A 20,003-nucleotide genomic window follows, 5' to 3' on the forward strand; every position below is an offset into this window, starting at 1 on the left:
TTGCCGGATAAGCGGTAGCTGTTATTTGCCCGCGGTGACAGTGTTGGATTGCGAGGGGGCGACGACCTTGAGCGGCTTTACGAGAGAATCCTCGTGTGAAGCCGGCGCGGCAGCTTCTTCGTTTTTGGCCTTGGTGGATTCGGAACGCGCGATCTCCTCATCGAGCGCATCGATGTCGGCGTCCTCGACCACGGCGTTGAGCGACTCAAAAACGCGGTTCTTGAGCAACGCAGTGTGCACGCCTTCCGTCAGGTCGTGAAGCTTCTTAAACGCACGCTCGAGCTTGGCGTCGCGCTCGTCGTCGGAGGTATCCATGCCGAGCATGCTTACGAGCACTTGCTCAAACATCGAGGATTCGCGGTTGGCGGAAGACACGTACTGACGCAGGTTGCGCGGCTCGATATGGAAGCGTGACAGCTCGGAGCAGTAGCGGATGATCGGAAAATCGCGACCATCGACGAGCTCACGGTTCTGCGGACTTTTGATGATGCGAATGAGGTCGTTCTCGGCGAGCGAGCGGATAAACGAGATCTCGACGCCCAGCATATCGGGAATGGTCTCGATGGGATGCAGCTTTTGTTTGGTCTCCTTGGGCTCCGTCTTAAGCGGAACATCGGACAGCAAGCCCACCTCGTAGGCGAGCGTTGACAGGTCCGTGGCGTTTTCCAAGCGCTGCTTAATCACGTTGAGCGGCATATAGCGGGTCTTCTGCAGGTGCAGGATGACCTCCAGGCGGTCAACGTCCTCCTTGGAGTACTGACGGTATCCCTTAGGCGTACGATGAGGGGTAATGAGCCCCTCATCTTCTAGAAATCTAATTTTTGAGTTCGAAAGATCGGGGTATGCGCCTCGAAGTAGGTTGACGACTTGGCCGATACTCAGATAGTTGCGTTCGGCCATGCCCTACTCACCGGTTTCGATGCGCTCCGGCGTGCTCTCGTGGTAGATGAGCGTAAACGTACCGATCTGAACGGAAGAGCCGTCGTGCAGCGGAGCCGCGTTGACAATGGCACCGTCGACCCAGGTGCCGTTGAGCGAGCCCAGATCCTCAATACGGGCGCCCAGGCCCTCACGAATAATGCGTGCGTGGCTGCGCGAGACAGTCATGTCGTTGAGGAAGATGCCATTCGCGGGATCGCGGCCGATGGTGGTCACGTCGTCCTCGAGCTCAAAGGCGGCACCAGTCTGCGGACCCTTGACGATGGACAGAACGGGGGCGGTGATGCGCACGTTGGCCATGAGGTCGGGAACGGTGACGTCGCTTGAAGGCACGCGGAATACGCAGGTAGCGTCAGCAGTCTTATCATTCTGAGGCATATTGTTAACCATGTTGTCCATGACAACCCCTAACTTATCGCGGACGTGCCGCAAATAATGAACCGTACGTAATCATACCCCAACGAATCAGTCTTCGATTTCGGGGTTAAGAAAGTCGATGTCCTCGTCCTCGGGATGCGCGAGAGCCTGTTTAATGGCCACACTGCCCTTAATGGAGTAGATGACAGCGGTGAGCATGGAGAAGATCACACCACCATACACAAAGAAGATGCCGAGGGGCACCGAGCTTCCGTTGAGGCCCGGGAAGGCCGTGAGGGTTGAAGGTAAAAGGCGCAGGCCGTCAACAACGGGGAACCCGAGCAGCATGAGCGAGAAGCCGGTCATGAGCAGCGCAGTGGCAATTTTTCCGGGAAAGACGACATCGATGGGGCGACGGTGATAATGACGCACGATAAGCGTGCCGATGCCCAGATAGATGTCGCGGCCTATAATGAGCACGCAGACCCAGATGGGCAGCTCTCCGCGGACCACCAGGCCAAGTACGCCGGTGAACAGCAGCGCGCGATCGCAAATGGGATCCATAACCTTGCCGAGCCACGAGACCGTCTTAGTCATGCGGGCGATCTGCCCGTCCATCCAGTCGGTAGAGGCGGCAACGGCGTAGATAACGATGGCGATGACGCGGTTGTTATCCGTCACAAACAGGTACAGAAATACCAGGGTGAGGATCAGGCGCGTAAAGGTGATGAAATTGGAGATCGTAAAGATCTTATTCGACGGGTAATCGGAAGTGCCGATAAGCTCCTTTTTGATCTTCTTTTTGATGCCCACAGGACTCCCCCGCTGGTTAACGACAAAACTTTCGATACTATACCCGTTCTGGCGATGTCTATCCAGCGTAAGCATAGAGAGTCCAGACATGAGGAAGGCGCTGTCGCAACGTGAATGTACCGTTTTTGTGTACGTCAGCCTCCAAACATGTCATAAATTGTCATTTTTGGAGGGTGACGTACAAGTTTTTGTTGAGCGAAAGTATCGATCAAGAAAGCCGTTGATTCTTTGTTGCTTACGCTGTTGATTCTCAATAAAAAAGGTCAGGCACTAGGTGCCTGACCTGCAAACTTCTGGTCGGGACGACTGGATTCGAACCAGCGACCCCTTGACCCCCAGTCAAGTGCGCTACCAAGCTGCGCCACGTCCCGAAGCTTATGTTTGTTGCACTGCTCTCGCTCGCAACAGGAAGTATATTAACCCGAAACTTTAGACTTGTGCAAGAACTTTTTTACAAATTTTGAAGCAAGTCCAAAATTGTATCTGCGAGCTGGGGTTTTGTTAGCACGGGAAGTTCTTGCGCGCCCGTCGTGCTCACAATCCAGGCCTTGTTCGTGTCGGTTCCAAAGCCCGAATCGGCGCGCGAAACATCGTTGGCGATAATGGCATCGCAGTCCTTGCGCGCGAGTTTGCGCTGCGCGTACTCCACGACATTATCGGTCTCGGCTGCAAATCCGATTACACGGCGCTCGCCTTTCTGGCGCGAGAGCTCAGCCAAGATATCGACTGTCTCGACCAGTTCAATGTGATCCAAGCGTTCGTTCGACTTTTTGAGTTTATGATCCGCAGGGGCCGCGGGGGTGTAGTCGGCGACAGCGGCCGCACAAATTGCCGCATCGGCCGTTTGGAAGGCGTTCAGGGCAGCTTGGAGCATCTCTGCGGCGGTCTGCACGCGCACGCACTCCACGCCGTGGGGCACATCGAGCGATGTCGGTCCCAACACGAGCGTGACCGCAGCACCGCGGCGAGCAGCCTCCCCTGCCAGGGCGATACCCATCTTGCCCGAAGAGCGGTTGCCAATGAAGCGCACGGGGTCGATCGGCTCGTGCGTGGGGCCGGCGGTAATCACGATGCGCTTACCTGCCAGATCCTGAGGCGCGGGGTTGAGCACCTCACAGACAGCCTCGACGATGTCCTCGGGCTCGCTCATGCGGCCCGTGTCTACGTCGCCGCAGGCGAGGTAGCCGCTGCCCGGACCCACCACGTGCACGCCGCGGTCGCGCAGCGTGGCCATATTGGCCTGTGTAGCCGGTGCCTTCCACATGCCGTTGTTCATGGCCGGCGCGATCACGACGGGTCGCGGCGTTGCCAACAGCGTGGTGGAGATGAGGTCGTCGGCGATGCCGTTGGCCATCTTGGCGATGATATTGGCCGTCGCGGGCGCCACGACCACCAGATCGGGCTCCTGCGCCAGCGAAATATGGTGGATGGGGTCAGACGGGTCGTCGAATAGTCCAACCGCGACCGGCTCATTGGTGAGCGCGCGGAAGGTGAGCGGCCCAACGAACTCCGTGGCATGCTCGCTCATAACGACCTTGACGCGTGCGCCGCGCTTTTGCAGCAGACGCACGATATTGCACGACTTATAGGCGGCGATCCCGCCGGTAATGCCCAGCAGGATCGTTTTTCCCTCAAGTTGCATTGAATTGTTGGGTACCGATGTCATCGCTAGGCTTCCTTGCTCGGGAGTACCAGGAGGCGGTGGCAGTATGGGCAGTGCGTAATTGACCTACCGTCATGGTTGAGGTCGCTCATGGACGATGCCTGCAGCGCGGTGTGGCAGACCGTGGGGATGTTGCCCTGGATGGTCTCGACGGCCAGCCCGCGGAACTGCTTGAGCAGGCGCTCGTAGTCGGTGAGCACGTCGGCCGGTAGCGTAGCGGCAAGCGCGGTGCGCTCCTTCGTGGCGGCGTCGATCTGAGCCTGCAGGTCGGCAGCCTTGGCGCGGGCGGCCTTGGTATCGGCCTTCACGCCCTCCTCGAACTTGGCGATGATCGCCTGCGCGCGGACCTCGCGGTCGAGCGCCTCCTTATGGGCGACAACGACGTCCTTGCGGGTGTGCTCGATCTTGTCCAGACGCTTGGCCAGGGTGGCGAGCTCATTCTCCAGGTCCTGAACCTCGCGGTAGTCGGAGCCGTCGACGTGACGCTTCTTGGCGGCCTCGATGGCGTTGTTGGTCTGAATCTCGGTGGTGTTGAGATCGTCGAGCTCAATGTCCAGATCCTTGCGCTGGGCGTAGAGCTTGGTCATCTCGGCCTTGAGCTTCACATAGGTCTTGCGCTTGGAAGCGAGCTCCTTGAGCTCCGGCATATTGGAAAGTTCGCTCTTGTTGCGGGCGAGCTCCAAATCGATCTGTTGCAGCTTGAGTAGCGTAGCGCCGGCGCTCATAAGTTCTCTCCTTTTGTCACAGTCCACCATTGGCAAGGGTTCAGTATTTTAATCGCATGACGGGGGTCGACCCCGGCGTCAACTGTAGAGTTCATCAATATATCAACGAACGGCTCCTCAGAGCGGTCGTGGCCGAGCAAGATCACCGGCAGCCCGCGCAAGGCAAGGTCTTGCGCCACGTGGTAGCCGGCCTCTCCGGTCACAATAACATCTGCGCCTGCGGCGATGGCAAGCTCACCAAAATCGCCCAGGGAGCCGCCCAAAATGGCGACGGTTCGGCACGGGCTATCGGCCTCGCCCCACACGCGTGGGTCGCTGCCAAACACCGTGGCGGCACGAGTGGCAAGGTCGCGCAGGCTGCAGGGGTCGTTGAGCGTTGCAAGCGCGCCCAGGCCAGTCGCTTCGGGGTCGTCCACGTGCTCCAGCGAGCTTGCGGGCGCGGCGTCCAACAGCTTACTTAGGCAGACGCGTGCTTCGTGCGAGCGGTCCAGGTTGGTATGGAGCGATATGATGCTCACGCCGCAACAGGCCGCCTCATAGAGCGCCGCGCTGCACTGGGGGAGTGCGGAATCCGACGGACAAAACGCCTCAGGCGCCTTGATGTAGATAGGATGATGCGTCAGCAGCACGTTGGCACCGGCATCTTGTGCGCGGCGAACATTAGCTTCGGTCGCATCGAGCGCGCAGGCCACGCCGGTAATCTCGGCGGCAGGGTCGCCCACGGAGAGCCCTACATGATCCCAGCCCTCGGCGTCCGTCTTGGGATAGCGCGTCAGCAGAGCGCGCTCAAGGTCGGCGACGATCATGCGGCACCCACAATCGACAGCAGCGCTTGGGCAAAGTCGTCCAGGTCAGCCGGGTTCATGCGGTCATCGAAGGAGATGCGCAGTGCGCCCAGCGCCTGCTCGCGACCAATGCCCATGGCGCTGAGCACGTGGCTCGGGTCCATGCTGCCGCTCGAGCAAGCCGATCCGGCCGAAACCTCAAAGCCGGCGGCATCGAGCTTGACGATGAGTTCCTCTGAGTCCATGCCGTCGACGTAGATCGATACCATGCCGGGCAGACGATCGGCATGCGTGTAGTCGCCCATCGTGGCGTGAATGCGAGGATGGGTCGTAAGCGTGGCGTAGAGCTTATCGGATAAGGCCTGCAGCGTTGTGCGCTCCTGGGCAACATTCGGCAACAGCGCGGAAGCGGCAGCGGCAAAAGCCAGCTGCGTGCGCAGGTCCTGCGTTCCGGCACGACGGCCGGCCTCCTGTCCGCCGCCAAAGATGCGCGGGCGCAGCGGCGTGCGGCTCTTAAGGTAGAGCGCGCCGGATGCCACGGGGCCGCCAATCTTGTGCGCTGCAACGGTCATAGCGTCAACTCCCAGCTCGGTGACATCGAGCGGAATATGTAAGTAGCCCTGGATGGCATCGGTATGAAACAAGGCGCCGGCAGCATGTGCGGCGGCGGCAAGCTCGCGGATGGGCTGCACCACGCCGGTTTCGTTGTTGGCGACCATAACGCTCACGAGCGCCACGTCGTCGCCTAGCAGTTCGACAAGCGCGGCGGGCTCAATGTAGCCCGCACGGCAGGGCTGCACCAGGTCGACGGAAAAGCCGGCGGCGCGCAGCAGCGGCAGGTTGTCCAGAATCGAATCGTGCTCGACGGCAGATACGATCACGCGGTTACGCTTACGGTCGCGCTGACGGGCGCCTTCGGCAAGACCGAGCAGTGCCAACTGGTTGGCTTCGGTGCCGCCGTTGGTCAGGATGATCTCGGACGGGCGAACGCGTGCACCAAAGCTGCGGGCGATCTCGCGACGGGCGGCTTCCAGGCGTGCGGCGGCCTTGCGGCCGAGCGAGTGCAGCGAGTTGGGGTTGACGCCGGCAAGCTCGCTGTCGTCATATTCGCGCTGCGCAAGGCGCGCCTCGGCGCGCATGGGCGTCGAGGCGGCATAGTCAAGATTCACGGGTATGCGGTTTTGACCTGCGGTCATAAGGGATTATGCCTCCTGTGCGGCCTTGTTGCCCAGCTTCTGCAGCAGCGCAACCTCGGCAGCGGGATCTTCGGACTTAAATACGGCGGAACCGGCCACGAGCACGTTGGCACCGGCCTTGACGACCTCGGCGATGTTCTTGGAAGAAATACCGCCGTCGACCTCGATGAGGGGCGACACGCCGTGGCGCTCACACATGGCCGTAAGCTCATGCAGCTTAGGCAGAGTGCCCGGGATAAAGCTCTGGCCGCCAAAGCCAGGGTTCACGCTCATCAGCAGCACCATGTCGACGACGTCGATGATGCTCTCGAGTACGCAGACGGGCGTGGCGGGGTTGAGCACCACGCCGGCCTTGACGCCGCGCTGCTGCAGGTACGTGAGCGTGCGGTGCAGGTGCGCGGAGGCCTCGTAGTGCACGGTGATCATGTCGGCACCGGCGTCGGCGTACCAATCGACCGTCTCGTCGGGGTTCGACACCATGAGGTGCGCGTCTACCGGTACATCGGTGGAGCGCTTGACGGCTTTGAGGATGTCAACGCCAAAGGTAAGGTTACCGGTAAAGTGACCGTCCATAACGTCAAAGTGCACGTAGTCGGCGCCGGCAATCTTGTCGAGTTCGCCCTTCAGGTTGGCCATGTCGGCCGAGAGGACGGATGGAGCGATTTTGATGGAACCCATGGTAGAAGCCTTTCTGCGCTAGTCGGTGAGTCCGTAGAACTCTTGAGAGGGGACGCGATCGGTAAGAATTTCGAGCGCCCTATCCAAGGTAACACCGTTGTAGAGCGTTTGCTCCACGGCAAAGGTAAGCGGAATGTCTACGCCCAGTGAACGGGCAAGTTCGCTGACGCTGCGGGCCGCGACGGCGCCCTCAACCACCATATGCGTGCGCTCCTGATACTCGTCGAGTGACACGCCGTGGGCAAACTCGTAGCCAAAGGTGCGGTTGCGCGAATGCTCCGAGGTGCAGGTGGCAATGAGGTCACCCATACCAGCGAGTCCCATGCAGGTCATAGCTTGACCGCCGCGGGCGTGCACTAGACGGCTGATCTCGGCCAGGCCGCGCGTCATGATAAGGGCGAGCGTGTTGTCGCCTGCACCGGTGCCGGCGGAGATGCCGCACACGATGGCGATGACGTTTTTCATAGCGCCGCAGACCTCGACACCGGTCATGTCTTGCGACAGATAGATACGGAAGGCAGTGGACAGGAGCAGGTTCTTAAAGGTCTCCCCCACCTGCTGGTCCTCGCTGGCGATGACGGCGGCCGAAAGCCCGCCGCGGCAGATTTCCTCAGCATGGTTGGGGCCCGAAAGCGCCGCGACACGCGCCTCGTTGCCGATCTCGCTGGCGATGACCTCGCTCATGAGCAGGCCGGACTCGGGCTCAATGCCCTTGGTGAGGCAGAGCACCGGGGTATCGGCGGCGATAAAGGGCGCGGCCTGGTGGCACACGCTGCGAAGGTGCGTCGAAGGTACGGCAAAGATGATGGCCTCGGCGCCGTCGAGCGCCTGCGCCAGCTCCGTCGTGGCGACAACGTTTTTGGGCAGCTCGTAGCCCACCAGATACCGGGGGTTGCGGTGCTCGCCATTGATGCCGGCGGCCGTCTGCTCGCTGTGGGCCCACATGGTCACGCGCTCGGCTCGCGCGGCAGCAAGGCCGGCGACGGCGGTTCCCCAGGAGCCGGAGCCAATCAGCGCAACATTCATGACTCTCTCCTACTTATCGTCGGGCTCGGTGACGCGCTTGGTAAACGAGAGCTTGGACTCCTTACCGGCCATGAGCTTTTGGATATTCGAGCGATGGGCCCACACTACGGTGATGCCGATCATCGCCATGCAAAACTTGAGGCCCAGGCTGCTGTACGGAAAGACCGCGCAGGCAGCGATGGGAAGTCCGATGGCAGCGGCGAGCGAGCCCACCGACACATACTTGGTGATGGCGACGGCCACGATAAACATGCCTAGCAGCGACAGGCCAATAGGCCAGTACCAGGCGAGGATGACGCCCAGACCAACTGCGATACCCTTGCCGCCATGGAAGTTGAGGTAGGGCGAGAAGATATGGCCCCACACGGCTGCCAGGCAAATGACGCCGAGCATCCAGTCGCCAGGGGCACCGGGCGCCATAATGTTCGGCGGAAAGCCATAGCCCACGCTCGCGATGAGCGGACGCGCGATAAGGACGCAGATGGCGCCCTTAAGGCAGTCGAGCAGCAGGGTGAACGCGGCCACCTTGGGACCGGCCACGCGCAGGGCGTTGGTGGTGCCGATGTTGCCGGAGCCCGCCTTACGGATGTCCGTGTGGTTGAACACGCGGCCCAGGATCAGGCCAAACGGAATCGCTCCGATAAAGAACGAGACCACGGCGCAGATGGCGGTCAGCAGAATCGGATTAAGCATCCTTTTGCTCCTTCTTCCTAAAGAAGAGTCGAATGGGCGTGCCGGCAAAGTCGAAGGTCGAGCGCATGCGGTTCTCCACGTAGCGCTGGTAGGTGTCGTTGACCAGGTCGCTGTGGTTAACGAAAAACGTGAACGTCGGCGGGTTGACGCCCGTCTGGGTCACGTAGTGCATGCGCAGGCGGCGCTTGCCGTCCACCACGGTATGGCCGAACTCGCGCAGGTCGGTGAGGAACGTGTTGAGGCGCGAGGTGCTGATCTTCTGCGAGCGCGTCTTTTCGGCTGCGTCGACCATTGCCCAGATCTTCTCCACGCTGCGGCCGGTCAGGGCAGAGATGCGCAGGTACTGGGCCCAGGGAGCCATGACGCCCAGACGGCGGTCGACGGTCTCCATGCAGGCCTCGCGCTTGCGGTCGTCGTCGAGTAGGTCCCACTTGTTGAGCAGCACCACGATGGCGCAACCGCGCTCGATGGCCAAGCCCATGACCTTCTGGTCCTGCTCGGTGACGCCCACGGAGGCGTCGACGACGAGCAGCGCCACGTCGGCGCGGTCGATGGCGCGTAGGCCGCGAACCATGGAGTAGTACTCGATGTTCTCGTAGACGGTGCTCTTTTTGCGGATGCCCGCAGTGTCGACCATGCGGTAGTGCTTGCCGTTGCGCTCGACGACCGTGTCGATGGCGTCGCGCGTGGTGCCGGCGATGTTCGAGACGATGGAGCGGTCGGCACCCAGGATGCGGTTGAACAGCGAGGACTTACCGGCGTTGGGGCGGCCGATGATGGCCACGTTCAGCGCATCGGGGAACTCGTCGGCGACCTCGTCCTCTTCTTCCGGAAGCAGGGCCACGATATCGTCGAGCAGGTCGCCCGTGCCATGGCCATGCAGGGCCGAAAGCGGCGTGGGCTCGCCGATGCCGAGCGAATAGAACTCCCAGATGCTGTCGTTCTCGCGATCGGGGTTGTCGAGCTTGTTCACCAGCAGAAAGACCGGCTTGTCGCAGCGCTTGAGCATGCGGGCGACCGACTCGTCCTCCTCGGTGACACCGGTGCGGCCGTCGACCACAAACAGGATGACGGCGGCTTCCTCGGCGGCGGCGAGCGCCTGGTCGCGGATGGACGTTGCAAAGACATCGTCGCTCTTGAGCGGCTCGATACCGCCCGTGTCGACGATAGTGAACTCGCGGCCGTTCCAATCGGCCGTGTGGTATGAGCGGTCGCGCGTGACGCCGCGGGACTCGTGGACAATGGCGTCCGAAGTCTGGGCCAGGCGGTTAACGAGCGTGGACTTGCCCACGTTGGGGCGTCCGACGACGGCGACGATAGGTTTCATCTGCTCTCCTTTAATGGGTAGGGTCAGCGGAATTAGTAGAGTCGGCAGGCACAATGCCAAGAATGTGCTCCAGGGTATCGAGCAGCTCATGCGGCATGGTCGATACCACATGAACCTCGGCGCCGCGACCGGTAAGGCTTGCGAGTAAGTCGTCACGATGATACTCGTCAAGGGTCATACCGTCGGCGTTGAACATGAGCTTAGGCACAAAGAGCATAACCCCCGAGAGGCCCTGTGGCAGCTGCTCCAAGATGTCGCAGGCGACAATAAGCCCGGTCACGTCCACGTTGCCGCCAAAGTAGCGGTTCTTGATAGCCGTGACAGTGCCGGCGAGTCCCTGGGGCGACTCCACAAAGCGGGCCAACGTGTCGCGTGCGCTGGCGCCCGAGAGGCACAGCAGGTGCTGGCTGCGGGCGGCGATGCCAGCGCGGACGCGGGCCAGTCGCTCGGCATCGGTAGCCATCACGTCGTCGGTCTCGTCCAGATACGAGCGGATCATGCCGATGCCGTCGTAATACTGCGGGTAGCCGTCGTAGAAATCGGCCTCGGGCGGCTCGATGCCGGCGTCCAGATAGAACTCGTCGCTCATCTGGAAGGTGTGGCGGCCAAAGCGCTCGAAGGCACGTTCCTGGAAGGGCCGGATCATGTCGATGGTCTCGCGCGCCAGCTCGGGCTTGTCGCTGTAGGACCAGCTAAAGCGATTCTGGTGTTTGGTAAATCCAAGGGGCACAATGCCCAGGCTGGTGATTTGCTCGTGCTCCTCGCAAAAGCGCAGGGTCTTCTGCAGCTCCTCGCCGTCATTCATGCCGGGGCACAGCACGATCTGCGCGTGGATTTCGATGCCGGCGGCCATGATGGCCTCGAGCACGTCCATGCCGCGTTGGGCGTTTCGGCCCATCATGCGGCGGCGGATATCTGGGCTCACGGCATGGACCGACACGTTCATGGGGCTCATGTTGCGTTGGATGACGTTTTGAACATCTTCGTCGGAGAGGTTCGTGAGCGTGACAAAGTTGCCCTGCAAAAAGCTCAGACGATAGTCGTCATCGCGGATGTAGAGCGTGGAGCGGCCACCCTTGGGCAGCATGGTCATAAAGCAAAACACGCAGGCGTTGACGCAGGTACGCATGCCATCAAAGATGGGGCCATCGAACTCCAGGCCCCAGTCCTCGCCGGGAAAGCGGTCGAGCTCGACGGGGGTGACGGTGCCGTCGCGTGGATCGAATACCTCCAGCTCGACGGTGTCGTCGTCGGCCTCCCAGAGCCACACGATCATGTCGGTGAGCTGCTCGCCGTTGACCGTGAGCACGCGCATGCCCGGCTCGATACCCACATCCCACGCGGGCGATTCGGGACGTACGTTCTTTACGAGCGCGCCCTCACCCGGCTCGGGGTCGCGGCTGCGCCCGTAATCGGCCACCTCGGCGGCGTATGCGGGTACGGTCTGGTCCATGGTTAGCGGCAAAGCTCCTTGATGCGCGTGACGGCGCGTTCGATGTGTTCTTGCGGGGTGGAGGCTCCGGCGGTGATGCCGATGTGGCGAGCGTCGGTAAACCACGCGGCCTGGAGCTCGGAAGCTTCCTCGATGTGATACGTGCGCTCGCAGGCGTCTGCGCAAATCTGCGCCAGGCGGCGGGTGTTGCCCGAGTTCTTGCCGCCCACCACGACCATGCAGTCGCAGCGGTTGGCAAGTGTGGCCGCTGCCTGTTGACGCTCACTCGTGGCGGCGCAGATGGTGTTGATCACACGCAGTTCCTGCACGCGCGGCGTGATAGCGGCCACGACCTCGGCGAGGTTCTGCGCGGTCTGGGTGGTCTGTACGACGAGGCCTACCTTGCCCTTGAGCGACAGGGCATCGGCGTCGGCGGCACAGCTCACGACCTGCGCATCATTGCCGGCGTGGCCCAGAATGCCCTCGACCTCGGGGTGGCCCGGCTCGCCCACGACTACCACGCGGTAGCCCTCGCGTACCAGGCGCTCGGCTGCCACATGGACCTTCTTCACGTAGGGGCAGGTGGCGTCGACGACGTTAAGGCCACGATCGCGAGCAGCATCGATCACCTGCGGCACCACGCCGTGGGCGCGGATGATCACGGTGCCCGATGTGGCGTCGTCCAAGGTGTCGGCCAGACCGACGCCCGCCTCGGCGAGCTCGCGTACCACGATGGGGTTATGGATGAGCGGACCCAAGGTATGGACCTGAGTGCTCTCCCCTGCCTGCGGCGCGGCGGCTAGCGCCATATCGAGCGCACGCTGTACGCCGTAGCAAGTGCCGGCGTGGGCTGCGATCTCGATAGTGGGCGCGTTGTCCTGGTCGGACGTAGTCGCGGCAGTGTTTGTCACGTTGTCGCTCATGGCTAGAACCTGCCCGGATGCTCAGCGCACAGCTCGTCGCGCATCTTATAGACACGGTTCATGGCTTCGGATTCAAACCAGGCCAAGCGCTCCGTGCGTTTAAGCCCGGCCGGCGCGTCGGAAAGCGAGACGGCCTTGCCGGCGCGGATCCAGCACTTTTTGGGACGCATGAGCTTTTTGCCTTTGGGCGTGATGTCGGACCAGCCACAGATGGCGAGCGGGTTGACGGGCGCCTTGCCCATCTGAGCGATGAGCGCAAAACCGCCGTGGACCTCGGGCTTGATCTCGCGCGAGCGGATGCGCGTGCCCTCGGGGAAGATCAGGACGTCCTCGCCGCGCTGCAGCGCATGCTGGGCGGAGCGCAGGCACTTCATATCGGCAGTACCACGCTCCACGGGGATGCCGCCAACGCGGCTAAAGGCCCAGCGCACAATCTTGCTCTTGGCGAACTCGGATTTAAAGATGGGACGAATGCGGCGGCCCCCAAAGAACAGCGCCGTCTCCACGGCCAAGAGCTCGGCCATCGAGGTGTGGTTGCAGATGACCACGCTGCCGCGGTCGTCCTGGCGCTCAAACAGCAGGTCGGCATCCTCGACCTTCCAACGCCACATGAGCTTGGAGAAGGCCCAAAGAATGGCCATGACCACGACGACGGTGCCGCGGATGAGCACCGGGAACTCGGCGTAGGGGGCGTTGTAGTAATCCTCGGGCGTCTGCTTAAACAGGCGCATGGGCTACCTCCTTTGGTTGATGAGGTCCTCGATAATGGTCACGACCTCGTCGATGGTGTGGGCGGTGGAGTCGACGTGCACGGCGTCCTCGGCGGGCACGAGCGGGGCGACCTCGCGGCTGCTGTCAAGCTTGTCGCGCTGCTTAAGGGCGTCGAGGGTCTCGTCGACCTCGGCCTCGAGCTGCTCGGACGTGAGCGGCTGGGCGTCGTTTTGGTGACGCTGCAGCACGCGGCGGCGGGCGCGCTCACGCGGGTCGGCAGTCAGGAAGATCTTGACCTGGGCGTTGGGGAACACGACGGTGCCGATGTCGCGACCCTCGGCCACGATATCGCGGTCCTCGGCGGCACGGCGCTGATGGATGAGCATGGCGGCGCGCACGCCCGGATAGGCCGAGACCTTGGACACGTTGGCGTCGACCTGTGGGGTACGGATGGCGGCCGAAGCGTCCTGGCCGTCAATGGTTAGGCGCGTGTCCTCTCCGGTGCCGTTGGTAAAGCGGATCTCGATCTGCTCGGCGAGGGCTTCGATTGCCGCCTCGTCGTCCAGATCGACGCCGCGATCGAGCGCGGCGAAGGTGACGGCGCGATACATGGCGCCCGTGTCGAGCTTGTTAAAGCCCAGCTGACGGGCGATCTCCTTGGCGATGGTGGACTTGCCGGAACCGGCGGGGCCGTCGATGGCGACGATCATGCAATGCTTCCTTTCGATGGGTGACGTGCTGGTATGGTTCGCGGGCGTTGGGGCGCGGCGGGTTGCCTAGCCCGCGTAGCGCTCGCGGTAGGTGTTGCGCTTGGGTGCGGAGCCGTGGCTGCCGTGGTGACGCGTGCGGCTGGCGGGCGTGTCTTGGGGCTTGCTGCCGCGCATGGCGCTGGCATGCTTGGGCGGGATGCCGCCGCCTTTGAGGATCTGCACCTCGCGGTCGGTGAGCTCGCGCCACGAGCCCTTGGCCACGCCCTCGAGCTCAAGGCCGGCAAAGTTGCAGCGATGCAGACGGATTACCGGATGGTGAATCTTGCTCAGCATGCGCTTAACCTGGTTTTTGCGACCCTCGCGAATGATGACCTCCACGGCGGTGGTGCCGGGCTTGACGCCCTGTGGCGCCACGGCCTCGGCCTCGCGTGCGGTGATGACGCGGCAGATTGCCGGCTGGCACAGGCCGTCGTCGAGCTCTATGCCGCGACGCAGCGGCGTGAGATCGCGGTCGGTCAGCTGCCCGTCCACGAGTGCCTGGTAGGTCTTGTAGACGTGCTTGCTGGGGTGCAACAAGTCCTGCGACAGGTCGCCGTCGGTGGTAAAGAGCAAAAGGCCCGTGGTGTCGCGGTCCAGGCGGCCCACCGGGAAGAGCCCCGGAAAGCGGTCGCGGGGGACCAGGTCCGCCACACAGGGACGCTCCTGCGGGTCGCTCATGGTGGTGAGGTAGCCGGTCGGCTTGTAGAGCATCAGGTACACGGCGCCCTGGTTGAGCTTGACGGGCATGCCGTCGACCTCGATGTGATCGCGGTCGACATCGACCTTGGTACCTAGTTCGGTCGCGACCTGGCCGTTGACGGTCACGCGGCCGGCGGTCATCAGGTCCTCCGAGCCGCGGCGGCTCGCCACGCCCGCACGCGCCAAAAAGCGCTGCAGGCGCATGGTGTGCGGATAGACGGGCTGGGCGTCGGACTCGTGCGTATCCGCGTTGGGCACCGCAGCGCCGGCGCGCGTCTCCCCTACTTCGTTAGTTCTCGTCATGCAAATCCTCCGAGGTCTCGTCGACGACCAGGGTCTCCAAGTCCTCGACTGCCTCAACATCTTCAACATCGGTATCGAGCAGTTCGCGCTCTTCGTCCAGGTCATCGGCCTGCTCCTCGAGCGTGGACTGAATGCTGCGGCCGCTCAGGCGCTCGCGGATAAACTGACGCGACTGCTCGTCGGGGGCAAACTGCTCAAGGTCGGGCAGGTCGCGGGTGGAGCGCAGACCGAACTTTTCCAAGAAGGCGTTGGTCGTGCCGTAGATGATGGCCTGACCGCGCTGGGGGTCGCGGCCGAGCTCACGCACCAGGCCCTTGTCGACGAGCGACGCGATGACGCCGTCGGAATTGACGCCGCGGATGCCCTTGACCACCTCGCGCGTCACAGGCTGGTGGTATGCGATGACGGCCAGGGTTTCGAGCGCTGCTTGCGACAGCTTTTGCGTGTCCCAGCTCAACACATAGGCCTCGACTACGTCGTGGTAGGCGGGGTGCGTAAACAGGCGCCAACCGCCGGCGACCTCGCGCAGCTGAAAGCCGCGGTTGGCCTCCTCATACTCTACCTTGAGCTCGGCCAACAGCGACACGCACTCGCCGGGGGCGATGTCCAGCGCGCCTGCCAGCGCGGGCGCGCTCACCGGGTCGCTCGACACCAACAGAAGCGCCTCGAGGGCGCCTTTGAGGCTGTTTGCCTCTAGCGTGGAAAGGGTTGACATGGTTGCGGCTCCTATTCGGTGAGCTCGGGGCCCTCGCCGGGCACATAGGCCTCAGCGCCCTCGACGCGGTTGATTTGAATGGTCCCAAAGATTTCGTCCTGACTCAGCGTAAGCGAGCCGCGCTTGGCGAGCTCGAGCATGGCCAGGAAAGTGACGACGAGCTGCTCGGTGGTGGCGTCGCCGTCCAACAGCTCGCGGAAGGTGCAAGTTTGGTGCGCCATGGTAAAGCGGTCGACCGAGGCTACGGTCAGATCGAGCGGCACGCGATGCGGCGCCACGTGCTCGGCCTCCAGCAGGAAGGTCTGGCGCTTGCCGTCCAGGTCGGCACAGATGACGGCGAGGCCGCGCAGGGTGATGCCGGCCAGGTAGTCGGGCATAAGGCCCAAAAACTCGGGGTCGGGGCCGGCCACACGCGGGTGCATGCGGCTTTCGGCCTGCATGCGGGCACCGAGGGCCGCAGCCGCACCCTTAAACTGCTTGTAGGCAATCAGACGCTGAATCAGGACCTCGCGCAGGGCGTCGCCGTCGAGCGCGCTGAGTTCCTCGAGGTCTTCGTCGAACTCGCCATCGTCGTCATCAATTTTACGCGGGGCCTCCTGCGGGACCAGAGAGGCGGCCTTGATGTCCAGAAGGGTTGCCGCGACCAGCAGAAAGTCGCTCGCCACGTCCAGGTCCAGCGCCTCGATGCGCTCAGCCTCGGCAAGGTACTGCTCGGCCACCTCGCTGATGGAGATAGCGCCGATATCTACTTTTTGGCGGGTTACCAGCTGCAGCAGCAGGTCGAACGGTCCGCTGTAGACCTGCGTCGACACGCGATACGACATCTTCGACCTCCTTTGACGGCGCCTTCGCGGCGCGGTTTGGGTGCATGTTACGACCGTTTTGCACGGTCGACCTGTAAGTTTACCTTAGATGCCGGCGATTGCGAAGTTGAGCAGCCACTCGGCCAGCGGATACACGGTAACGTCGAAATAGCGGCCGATCACGTCGATGCCGGTCCACATGGGCAGCAGGTACAGCACAATGATGAGGATAGGCATGGCGTATTGCTGCAGACGATAGTAGTTGGCGAGTGCCTTGCCCTTGAGGAACGGCACGATAATCGACGATCCGTCGAGCGGCGGAATCGGGATGAGGTTGAAGAACGCGAGTGACAGGTTGACTACGATGAACGTGGCGCCGAAGTTCATGATCTGTGATGCCACGGCAAAGGACATGCTGGTGTAGAGGTTGCCGTACGTTGCGTGCATGAGGGCGGCCGCGAGGCACGCGAGGGCGATGTTCGACGCAGGGCCGGCCACGCTCACCAGGACCTCGTCGCGCTTGGGGTACTTGAGGTTGTTGAGATAGACGGGCACGGGCTTGGCGAAGGCGAACACCGGGCCGCCGGCGGCAAGCATGAGCAGCGGCAAGATGATGGTGCCAAACGGGTCGATATGGTTGAGCGGGTTGAGCGACACGCGACCGCGCGAACGCGCCGTCTTGTCGCCGAGTGCCCAGGCCGCGGCGGCGTGCGCGCTCTCGTGGATCACGATGCCGACGATGACGGCGACGGCGCTGGCAAGCAGGTTCATGAGGTAGCTGCTGGACATATCGCTCCCCTAGCGGACGCGGCGCGAGGCGCGCGTGAGCAGGTAGTCGGCCACAAACAGGATGACAGCGACGATGGCGTAATCCAGGCGGAAGACGCCGCCAAAGGGCGACGTGATGACGCCGTAGCCGGCGATGGCGCTCGGCAGCGCGCGTGAAAGCTCAACGACAAAGCCTACGATCTGCAGCTTGGCGGTGAGGCCGCTAAAGCACAGCAGCACGGTCATCGCGCTCATAAAGATGCCGCAGATGCGACAGGCGATGGCGATGATGCTCATCGCCACGGCAGCGGCCTTACGAGAGTTCACGCGCGGTCTCCTCTTCGATCTGGGTGGAAAGCTCCAGCCATTCGTCCTCGAGCTTGGGTAGCTCTTGCTTAAGGCCGTTATATTCTCCTAGCGCGGCATTGAACTTGACCTGATCTGCATAAAGCTCTTCGCTTGCCATCAATTCCATAAGCTCGTCATAGCGGGCGCGCTTTTTGTCGAGCTCCGCCTCGATCTTCTTGAGCTGGTTGCGCACGCCCTTGAGCTTTTTGTTGAGCGCAGCGCGGGCCTGGGCCTCGGCGCGCTTTTGCTCCTTGGTCTTTTTGCCTTCGGCAGGCTTGGAAGCGGTGGCGGGGGCGTCGGGCTGGGCCGCGGTGACCTTAGCGGACTTGGTCGCGGCCGATGCACCCTCCCCTGCCGCCTCGGCGGCGGCGCGGGCCGCGAGGTCCTCGCGCTTGTAGAGGTAGTAGTCGTAGTCGCCGTCGTAGACCGTGACCTTGCCATCGCGGATGTCAATGATGCGGTTGGCCACAGCGCGTACCAGGTGCTCGTCGTGGCTGATCAGCACGATGGTGCCGGGGAAGTTCTGCAGGGCGTTCTCGAGCATGTCCACCGAGTCGATGTCCAGGTGGTTGGTGGGCTCGTCCAGGCACAGAAGTGCCTCGGGGGCCACAAGCATCTTGGCCAGTGCCAGACGCGCCTTTTCGCCGCCGGAGAGGACGCGGACCTGCTTCTCGATGGAATCGTTGTCGCTAAACAGGAAGGCGCCCAGCAGGCTGCGCTGCTGCGGCACGGTCCATTTGGGCGTGACGGTGTCGATCTCTTGCAGGACGGTATTGGACTCGGTCATGCCCTCGAGTGCGTGCTGGGCGTAGTAGGCCACGCCCACGTTGGTGCCCAGATCACGCGTGCCGGTAGTTGGCGGCTCCAGACCGGCGAGGATCTTCATGAGGGTAGACTTGCCGGCGCCGTTGGGGCCGACGAGCGCCACATGCTCGCCGCGGTAGAGCTTGAGGTCGATGTCGCTGTAGATGTGCTTTTTGCCGTAGGACTTGGAGACGCCCTCCAGGCCCACGACCATGTCGCCGGAGCGCGGCGGATCGGGGAACTTAAAGTCGATGTGCTTGTGGCCCTCGGGCAGGATGACGAGCTCCTTTTTGATCTGCTCGATCTTTCGGATGCGCTCCTGAGCCTGGGCTGCCTTGGTGGGCTTGTAGCGGAACTTGTCGACGAAGACCTGCATGTGGGCGATGTCGCGCTCCTGGGCGGCACGCTTGGCGCGCATCTGCTCCAGGTTGTCCTCGCGCTGCTTGAGGTAGCTGCTGTAGTTGCCGGTGTAGGTGGTCACGCGACGGTTTTCGAGAGCGGCGACGTGGTCGACGCAGGCGTCCATAAAGGCACGGTCGTGGCTGATGATGAGCACGGCGCCGTCGTAGTTGGCGATAAAGCCGCGCAGCCACTGGACGCTTTCGAGGTCCAAGTGGTTGGTGGGCTCGTCCAGGAGCAGCAGGTCTGGGTGGCGCAGGAAGAGCTTGGCGAGCGCAATGCGCATCTGCCAGCCGCCAGAGAACTCGGAGCAAGGGCGCTCAAAGTCGGTAACCTTGAAACCCAGGCCGGACAGGATTTTACGGGCGTTGCTCTCGAGCTCGTAGCCGCCCAGGTGCTCAAAGCGGTCCTGGACCTGGCCGTACTCGTTGAGGAGCGCGTCGACGTCCTTCCCCTGTTCGGAGAGCTCGGTGATCTGGGCCTGCAGCTCGTTGGCGCGCTCGCCCATGCGGCGGATTTCCTTGGCAGCGGCCATGACCTCGGCAAGGATGGTGGTGTCCTTTTGCTCTAGGTTGGTTTCCTGCTCTAGGTATCCCACCTGGCAGTCCTTGGCATACTGGACCTGGCCTGCGTCGGGGCTGTCGATGCCCATGATGATTTTGAGCATGGTGGTTTTGCCGGCGCCGTTGGGGCCCACGAGCGCGAAGCGCTCGCCGGGGTTGATCTGGAAGGACGCGCCGCTAAAGAGGACGCGCGCGCCGAAGCTTTTTTCGATCTTGTCGACCAGGAGGATCATGGTGCCGCCTTTGACCTTGTGTGCCTATATGAAAAAAGGCCCCAACTTGCGTTGGAGCCTCATTCAATGCTCGGGTGGAGACGAGGGGGATCGAACCCCTGACCTCTTGACTGCCAGTCAAGCGCTCTCCCAGCTGAGCTACGCCCCCGTGCGAAGAAGTACTATACGGGAACTCGGACCACGATGCAAGGACATTTTTGGAAAAACTTTCCGGGGGCGCGGGCGCCGGAGCCCCGCGGGGTCGCGATGGCGGAGGCCAGCGCCCGCGGGGCCGATGCGGGCGGGCAGCGCTGCCGCCGCCCGCCTATCAGGCTCCACTCCGGCCGCCCCCGGGACCCCCCCCCCCCCCAC

Annotated in this window: 21 protein-coding genes and 2 tRNA genes; all 23 read right to left on the reverse strand. The window is 62.6% G+C overall.

Annotation, left to right across the window (positions count from 1 at the left end):
• Positions 1-21: 21 nt before the first annotated feature.
• On the reverse strand, positions 22-900 hold the full coding sequence (locus tag DXD49_RS05805) for a MerR family transcriptional regulator (RefSeq protein ID WP_117794455.1): 879 nt from the start codon (positions 898-900) through the stop codon (positions 22-24).
• A 3-nt stretch (positions 901-903) separates the two neighbouring features.
• Entirely contained in the window at positions 904-1,338 is a 435-nt protein-coding gene (locus DXD49_RS05810) for an FHA domain-containing protein (protein WP_006236002.1), read from the reverse strand.
• A gap of 66 nt (positions 1,339-1,404) precedes the next feature.
• On the reverse strand, positions 1,405-2,109 hold the full coding sequence (locus DXD49_RS05815) for a CDP-alcohol phosphatidyltransferase family protein (protein ID WP_117735207.1): 705 nt from the start codon (positions 2,107-2,109) through the stop codon (positions 1,405-1,407).
• 294 nt (positions 2,110-2,403) lie between these two features.
• Positions 2,404-2,480 (reverse strand) — tRNA-Pro (locus tag DXD49_RS05820).
• 80 nt (positions 2,481-2,560) lie between these two features.
• Positions 2,561-3,775 carry a bifunctional phosphopantothenoylcysteine decarboxylase/phosphopantothenate--cysteine ligase CoaBC gene (coaBC, locus tag DXD49_RS05825; RefSeq protein ID WP_233541753.1) on the reverse strand — a complete coding sequence of 405 codons (1,215 nt, stop codon included), beginning with the start codon at positions 3,773-3,775 and terminating at the stop codon, positions 2,561-2,563.
• A gap of 2 nt (positions 3,776-3,777) precedes the next feature.
• Entirely contained in the window at positions 3,778-4,497 is a 720-nt protein-coding gene (locus tag DXD49_RS05830) for a zinc ribbon domain-containing protein (RefSeq protein ID WP_117794456.1), read from the reverse strand.
• Complete coding sequence (locus DXD49_RS05835; RefSeq protein WP_117794457.1) at positions 4,494-5,303, reverse strand: Nif3-like dinuclear metal center hexameric protein; 810 nt, start codon at positions 5,301-5,303, stop codon at positions 4,494-4,496. The genes DXD49_RS05830 and DXD49_RS05835 overlap by 4 nt, the downstream gene beginning before the upstream one ends.
• Complete coding sequence (locus DXD49_RS05840) at positions 5,300-6,478, reverse strand: cysteine desulfurase family protein (protein ID WP_117794458.1); 1,179 nt, start codon at positions 6,476-6,478, stop codon at positions 5,300-5,302. Before DXD49_RS05840 ends, DXD49_RS05835 begins: the two co-directional genes overlap by 4 nt.
• Before the next feature lie 6 nt (positions 6,479-6,484).
• Positions 6,485-7,156: a ribulose-phosphate 3-epimerase gene (gene rpe / locus DXD49_RS05845; RefSeq protein ID WP_117794459.1), complete on the reverse strand. Its 672-nt coding sequence runs from the start codon at positions 7,154-7,156 to the stop codon at positions 6,485-6,487.
• An 18-nt stretch (positions 7,157-7,174) separates the two neighbouring features.
• Positions 7,175-8,182, reverse strand: coding sequence for an NAD(P)H-dependent glycerol-3-phosphate dehydrogenase (locus DXD49_RS05850; RefSeq protein WP_117794460.1), 1,008 nt, complete (start codon positions 8,180-8,182; stop codon positions 7,175-7,177).
• 9 nt (positions 8,183-8,191) lie between these two features.
• Positions 8,192-8,875: a glycerol-3-phosphate 1-O-acyltransferase PlsY gene (gene plsY, locus DXD49_RS05855; protein ID WP_117794461.1), complete on the reverse strand. Its 684-nt coding sequence runs from the start codon at positions 8,873-8,875 to the stop codon at positions 8,192-8,194.
• Positions 8,868-10,202: a ribosome biogenesis GTPase Der gene (der, locus tag DXD49_RS05860; RefSeq protein WP_099431760.1), complete on the reverse strand. Its 1,335-nt coding sequence runs from the start codon at positions 10,200-10,202 to the stop codon at positions 8,868-8,870. The genes plsY and der overlap by 8 nt, the downstream gene beginning before the upstream one ends.
• Positions 10,203-10,212: 10 nt before the next feature.
• Positions 10,213-11,655, reverse strand: coding sequence for a DUF512 domain-containing protein (locus DXD49_RS05865; RefSeq protein WP_117794462.1), 1,443 nt, complete (start codon positions 11,653-11,655; stop codon positions 10,213-10,215).
• Positions 11,656-11,657: 2 nt separating this feature from the next.
• A complete protein-coding gene (locus tag DXD49_RS05870; protein ID WP_117794463.1) occupies positions 11,658-12,557 on the reverse strand; it encodes a 4-hydroxy-3-methylbut-2-enyl diphosphate reductase in 900 nt (299 codons plus the stop codon).
• Positions 12,558-12,559: 2 nt separating this feature from the next.
• On the reverse strand, positions 12,560-13,288 hold the full coding sequence (locus DXD49_RS05875) for a lysophospholipid acyltransferase family protein (protein ID WP_117794464.1): 729 nt from the start codon (positions 13,286-13,288) through the stop codon (positions 12,560-12,562).
• Between the two features lie 3 nt (positions 13,289-13,291).
• The gene (gene cmk / locus DXD49_RS05880; RefSeq protein ID WP_117794465.1) at positions 13,292-13,978 is read right to left on the reverse strand and encodes a (d)CMP kinase; all 687 of its coding nucleotides are present in this window, start codon (positions 13,976-13,978) and stop codon (positions 13,292-13,294) included.
• A gap of 66 nt (positions 13,979-14,044) precedes the next feature.
• Positions 14,045-15,019 (reverse strand): pseudouridine synthase, encoded by a 975-nt coding sequence (locus DXD49_RS05885; protein ID WP_117794466.1) that lies wholly within the window; start codon positions 15,017-15,019, stop codon positions 14,045-14,047.
• Positions 15,006-15,734 (reverse strand): SMC-Scp complex subunit ScpB, encoded by a 729-nt coding sequence (scpB, locus tag DXD49_RS05890; protein ID WP_117794467.1) that lies wholly within the window; start codon positions 15,732-15,734, stop codon positions 15,006-15,008. The genes DXD49_RS05885 and scpB overlap by 14 nt, the downstream gene beginning before the upstream one ends.
• A gap of 11 nt (positions 15,735-15,745) precedes the next feature.
• Positions 15,746-16,558 carry a ScpA family protein gene (locus DXD49_RS05895; protein ID WP_117654752.1) on the reverse strand — a complete coding sequence of 271 codons (813 nt, stop codon included), beginning with the start codon at positions 16,556-16,558 and terminating at the stop codon, positions 15,746-15,748.
• A gap of 84 nt (positions 16,559-16,642) precedes the next feature.
• On the reverse strand, positions 16,643-17,326 hold the full coding sequence (locus DXD49_RS05900) for a site-2 protease family protein (RefSeq protein ID WP_117794468.1): 684 nt from the start codon (positions 17,324-17,326) through the stop codon (positions 16,643-16,645).
• 9 nt (positions 17,327-17,335) lie between these two features.
• Complete coding sequence (locus DXD49_RS05905; RefSeq protein ID WP_164473297.1) at positions 17,336-17,632, reverse strand: hypothetical protein; 297 nt, start codon at positions 17,630-17,632, stop codon at positions 17,336-17,338.
• Positions 17,619-19,652: an ABC-F family ATP-binding cassette domain-containing protein gene (locus tag DXD49_RS05910; RefSeq protein ID WP_117735223.1), complete on the reverse strand. Its 2,034-nt coding sequence runs from the start codon at positions 19,650-19,652 to the stop codon at positions 17,619-17,621. The genes DXD49_RS05905 and DXD49_RS05910 overlap by 14 nt, the downstream gene beginning before the upstream one ends.
• A 75-nt stretch (positions 19,653-19,727) precedes the next feature.
• A tRNA-Ala gene (locus DXD49_RS05915) sits at positions 19,728-19,800 on the reverse strand.
• Positions 19,801-20,003: the final 203 nt, after the last annotated feature.

This window comes from Collinsella sp. TM05-38 (genome assembly GCF_003466445.1).
Classification (GTDB): domain Bacteria; phylum Actinomycetota; class Coriobacteriia; order Coriobacteriales; family Coriobacteriaceae; genus Collinsella.